Origin of the sequence: Roseisolibacter sp. H3M3-2 (genome assembly GCF_029211165.1) — a bacterium.
In the GTDB taxonomy this organism is placed as follows: domain Bacteria; phylum Gemmatimonadota; class Gemmatimonadetes; order Gemmatimonadales; family Gemmatimonadaceae; genus Roseisolibacter.
Genome location: NZ_JARGEK010000358.1, coordinates 1 through 4,865 on the forward strand (window position 1 = coordinate 1; position 4,865 = coordinate 4,865).

Annotated in this window: 2 protein-coding genes and 1 pseudogene; all 3 read left to right on the forward strand. The window is 73.6% G+C overall.

All coding sequences use genetic code 11. The features are described 5' to 3' along the window. Positions 1-727: pseudogene (locus tag PYV61_RS20965) on the forward strand (hypothetical protein); the annotation flags it as partial. Positions 728-939: 212 nt separating this feature from the next. Then, positions 940-3,807, forward strand: a complete 2,868-nt coding sequence (locus tag PYV61_RS20970) for a TonB-dependent receptor (RefSeq protein ID WP_275835300.1) — start codon at positions 940-942, stop codon at positions 3,805-3,807. An 83-nt stretch (positions 3,808-3,890) separates the two neighbouring features. Next, a complete protein-coding gene (locus PYV61_RS20975) occupies positions 3,891-4,682 on the forward strand; it encodes a glycerophosphodiester phosphodiesterase family protein (RefSeq protein ID WP_275835302.1) in 792 nt (263 codons plus the stop codon). Positions 4,683-4,865 lie beyond the last annotated feature (183 nt).

Consider the following 4,865-nt stretch of genomic DNA (forward strand, 5'->3'; position numbering starts at 1 on the left):
CGTCCTCGCCGCCCCCGCCGCGCTGGCGGCGCAGGCCGCGCCCGCCGCGCCGGCGGCGCCGGCCGCCGCGCCGACGGTCGAGATCGGACAGTTCGCCGGCGGGCTGAAGGCCGGGACCTGGACCTGGAACGCCCGGCTGAACGCCAACGGGCAGACGCAGGACTTCGGCACGCGCACGGTCACGCTGCAGAAGAGCAAGCAGGCCGACGAGTGGATGCTCCTCGACGCGCAGACGAACTCGATGATGTCGATGTCCGACACGCTCGTGCTGTCGGCCGGCGACCTCGGGCCGGTGCGGCGCGCGCTGAAGATCGACTCGCCGATGGGCGCCATGAACCTCGGCCTGACCTACACGGCCGACAGCGTGAAGGGAGCGGTGCAGGCGCCGGGGCAGTCGCAGACGATCGCCGCCAAGAACGTGAAGGGGGCGCTGTCCAACGACGCGGTCCTCCTCATGACGCTCGGCCGGCTCCCGCTGGCCGCCGGGTGGTCGGGTCGCCTCGACCTGCTCAACCCCGCGACGGGGGCGACGGTGCCGCTGACGCTGCGTGTCTCGGGGAACGAGAAGGTGACCGTCCCGGCCGGGACGTTCGACACCTGGGTGGTCGAGATGGCGGGCGGGCCGACGCCGGTGAGCTTCTACGTCGCCAAGGACGGCCCGGTCGTGCGGACGGTGCAGTCGGTGCCGCAGATGGGCGGGACGATGGAGGCGGTGCTCGCGAAGTGAGGGCGGGCGTCGGGTCGGAGGCAGGCGGGGCGGCGGTCCATCGGACCGCCGCCCCATCCGTTTTCTGACCTTTTCGTTCAGACGGTTGACCTTACCTGTCCGGGCTGTATCGTAGCCGCCATACGCACCGCTCCGCTCGCCGGCGGAGCTGTCCGACCCGTTACCGAACAGTGCTCGCCGATGCCGGTGACCCCGTCCCTGGAGGTGTGCTGATGGCCGTTCCCCCCGGTAGCGCGTCGCGGATGCACGCGACGCTCCTCTTTCCCCTTGCCGGCGCGGCGCTGCTGGCGGCCGCCCCCGCGGTCGTGCGGGCCCAGGGCGAGGTCGGCGCGGTCGGCGGCCGCGTGACGGAGGCCGGCTCGGGCAGCCCGATCGCCGGGGCGAGCGTGCGGGTCCTGACGCTCGACACCCGGGCCACCGCGGGCGCGGCGACCAGCGGCGACGACGGCCGCTACCGCGTCGGCTCGCTGCGGCCGGGCGCGTACGCGATCTCGGTCTCGCGCATCGGCTACCAGCTGCGGCGCATCGACACGGTGCGCGTCACGGCCGGCGGGACGGCGACGGTCGACGCGTCGCTCGAGGCGGCGGCGTCGGTCCTGAACCAGGTCGTCACGACGGCCACCCGCGGCGCCGAGCCGGAGAAGATCCTCGAGTCGCCGAACTCGATCTCGGTGGTCAGCGCCGAGCGGATCGCCGAGCGGCCGGCGGTGACGGTGACCGACCACCTCAAGGCGTCGCCGGGGCTGTCGATCTCCAGCGGCGGGATCGCGCAGGCGAACATCGTGTCGCGCGGCTTCAACAACGCCTTCTCGACGTCGATGCTGATGCTGCAGGACTACCGGTTCGCCGGGGTCCCGTCGCTGCGCGTCAACGTCCCGTTCCTGTTCACCGGCACCAACGAGGACGTCGACCGCATCGAGGTGCTCCAGGGCCCGGCGGCGGCGCTCTACGGGCCGAACTCGGGGAACGGCGTGCTGCACGTCATCACCAAGTCGCCCTTCGCGTCGGCGGGCACCACGCTGAGCGTGGACGGCGGCGAGCGCTCGTACGGCCGCCTCGCCGGGCGCCACGCCGGGGTCATCTCGCCCAAGGTCGCCTACAAGCTGTCGGGCGAGTACTTCACGGCCAAGGACTTCGAGTACACCGACCCGAACGAGCCGAGCACCTTCTCGACGACCGACGTCCGCGTGCCCGCGGCGCGGCGCGGCACCGCCGTGCAGCGCGACTTCGACCTGCAGAAGGCGAGCGGCGAGGCGCGCCTCGACATCCGCCCGAACGAGGACACCGAGTTCATCACGACCGCCGGCTACTCGAAGGTCGGCAGCGGGATGGAGATCACGACGACGTTCGGCGCCTCGCAGGTGCGCGACTGGAGCTACCTGAACCTCCAGCAGCGCTTCCGCCACAAGAAGTTCTTCGCGCAGCTCTTCTACAACAACTCGAACAGCGGCAACGAGAACGCGCAGGACGTCGGCGGCACGTACTACCTGCGCACCGGCATCCCGGTCGTCGACAAGTCGAGCGTGTTCGTCGGCCAGCTGCAGCAGGGCTTCGAGCTCGGGCGCACGCGCTTCGTGGTCGGCGGGGAGTTCATCGGCACGCGGCCGGCGACCGAGGGGACGATCAACGGGCGCAACGACGGCGACGACGACATCAACGAGGCGGGCGGCTACCTGCAGACGACGACGGCGCTCACGCCGAAGCTCGACCTGCTGCTGGCGGCGCGCGGCGACGTCAACTCGCGCATCGAGGGGGCGCAGTTCTCCCCGCGCGCGGCGCTGATCCTCAAGGCGACGCCGACGCAGAACTTCCGCGTCACGTTCAACCGGGCGTTCAACTCGCCGGCCTCGTTCAACTTCTTCCTCGACCAGTTCTCGGGGACGACGCCGGCGCCGGGGCTCCCGGTCCAGATCATGGGCAACCCGGCCAAGCAGGGGTGGCAGTTCGACCGCAGCTGCGGCGGCCCGGCCAACGTCTGCATGCGGTCGCCCTACACGAACCAGGCGCTCACGCCCGCGTCGGCGGCGACCGCGTACCCGGGCTTCGCGGCCGCGCTGCCGACGATCGTGCGCGGGCTGCCGGCCAGCAGCTTCGGCGCCGGCGGCGAGACGGCGCGCCAGCAGCTCCTCGGGCTGCTCACGCAGCTCGGGCCGATCCTCACGTCGCTGCGCCCGACGGACGCGCAGGTCGGGAGCGTCCTCCTCGACCTCAACACGCGCGCGCCGATCAGCGCGGTCCCCGGCGACTACGCTCCGCTCGGCGCCAACTTCTCGAACACGTTCGAGGCCGGGTACAAGGGGCTGTTCGCCGACAAGTTCCGCGTCGCGGCGGACTTCTGGTTCCAGCGCCGGCCGGCCGACCCGACGTCGCAGATCCTGAACCCTGGCGTCCTGTTCAACCCGCAGCAGCTGGGCGGCTACCTGGGGACGCAGATCGCGACCCGCCTGATCGCCGCGGGCACGCCGGCGGCGCAGGCGCAGGCGACGGCCACCGCGGCGGCGGGCGCGCTCACGCCGCTGATGGCGGCGATCCCGGTGGGCGCGACCGCGTTCACGAACCCGCTGTACGACCAGTCGTACCTCGTGTTCTCGTACCAGAACGCGGCCGGCTACGTCAACGTGCAGGGCGTCGACCTGGCCAGCGACCTGCTGCTGAACCAGAACTGGTCGCTCGCCGGCACGTACTCGTGGCTCAGCGACAACCTGTTCCCGGACGCGCCGGGCGCGACGGCGCTCAACCCGCTGGCGGCGAACACGCCGACGCACCGCGCGACGCTGACGGTGCGGTACGAGGGGAGCGACCGCGCGCTCACCGGCGAGGTGCGCGGGCGGTACGCCAATGCGTTCCAGGTGAACTCGGGCGTGTTCAACTCGTTCGGGATCGGCGCGGGGCAGCAGCGCTACCCCGGCGTGCCGGTCAACGCGTTCCTCGACGCCTCGGTGTCCTACAAGCTGCCGATCGCGCAGGACGTGCGGATCTCGCTGTCCGGGACGAACCTGCTCGACAACGAGCGGCCCACCTTCGTCGGCGTCGCGCCGATGGGCCGCCTCCTCGTCTCGCGGCTGCAGTACAGCTTCTGAGCGCGTCCGCGCTCGGGGGACCGCGGGGCGGCGCGCCGGACGAGGGCGCGCCGCCCCGCGCCGCACCCGCCCTCCCCACGCCCGTGCACCCGGTCCTCGACGTCGCCCGCCGCCCGGTCATCGCGCACCGCGGCAATCGCGCGCACGCCCCGGAGAACACCTTGGAGGCGTTCGCGCAGGCGGTCGCGCTGGGCGCCGACGCGCTGGAGTTCGACGTGCACCTCGCCGCCGACGGCGTCCCGGTGGTGCACCACGACGCGACCCTCGAGCGCACGACGGCGGGCGCGGGGGCGCTGCGGCTGCGCACCTCGGCGGAGCTGGCGGCGACGGACGCCGGCGCGCGCTTCACGGCCGACGGCGGGCGCTCGTTCCCGTACCGCGAGCGGGGCATCGGCGTGCCGACGCTCGACGCCGTGCTGGCGCGCTTCCCGGACACGCCGCTGCTGATCGAGATCAAGGTGCCCGCGGCCGCGCCGGCGGTCCGCGCGGCGCTGGAGCGCCACGGCGCCGAGGCGCGGACGGTGGTGGACGCGTTCGACGGCGCGGCGCTGGCGCCGTTCCGCGGGTCGCGCATCGCGATCGGGTCGAGCCGCGGCGACGTCGCGCGGCTGCTGGCGACGACGACGGCGGCGCTCCGTCCGCGCGCGGTGCCCTACCGCGCGGTCTGCGTCCCCCTCGGCTACTACGGGATCCCGCTGCCGGTCGCCCGGTTCGCCGCCGCGCTGCGACCGCTCGCGGTGCCGGTGCACGTGTGGACGGTGAACGACCCGACGGTCGCGACGTCGCTGTGGGCGGCGGGGGTGTCGGGGATCGTCACCGACGACCCCGGGCTGATGCTCCGCACCCGCGCGGCCTACGAGCGCGGGTCGGCGTGAGGTAGGGTGCCGGACGCACGACGGGGGCGCCGCGCGATGCGCGGCGCCCCCGTCGTCGTTCCGGCGTGCTCAGTACTCGTCGCGGTCGCGACCGCGGTCGCCGCGCTCGCGGTCCCGGCCGCCACCACCGCCGTTCCCGCCGCCGCCGCCGCCGCCGCCGTAGCCGCCGCGGCCACCGCCGCC

Coding starts and splice junctions, on each gene's coding strand:
- PYV61_RS20970 (WP_275835300.1), top strand. CDS start 940: ATGGCCGTTCCCCCCGGTAGCGCGTCGCGGATGCACGCGACGCTCCTC.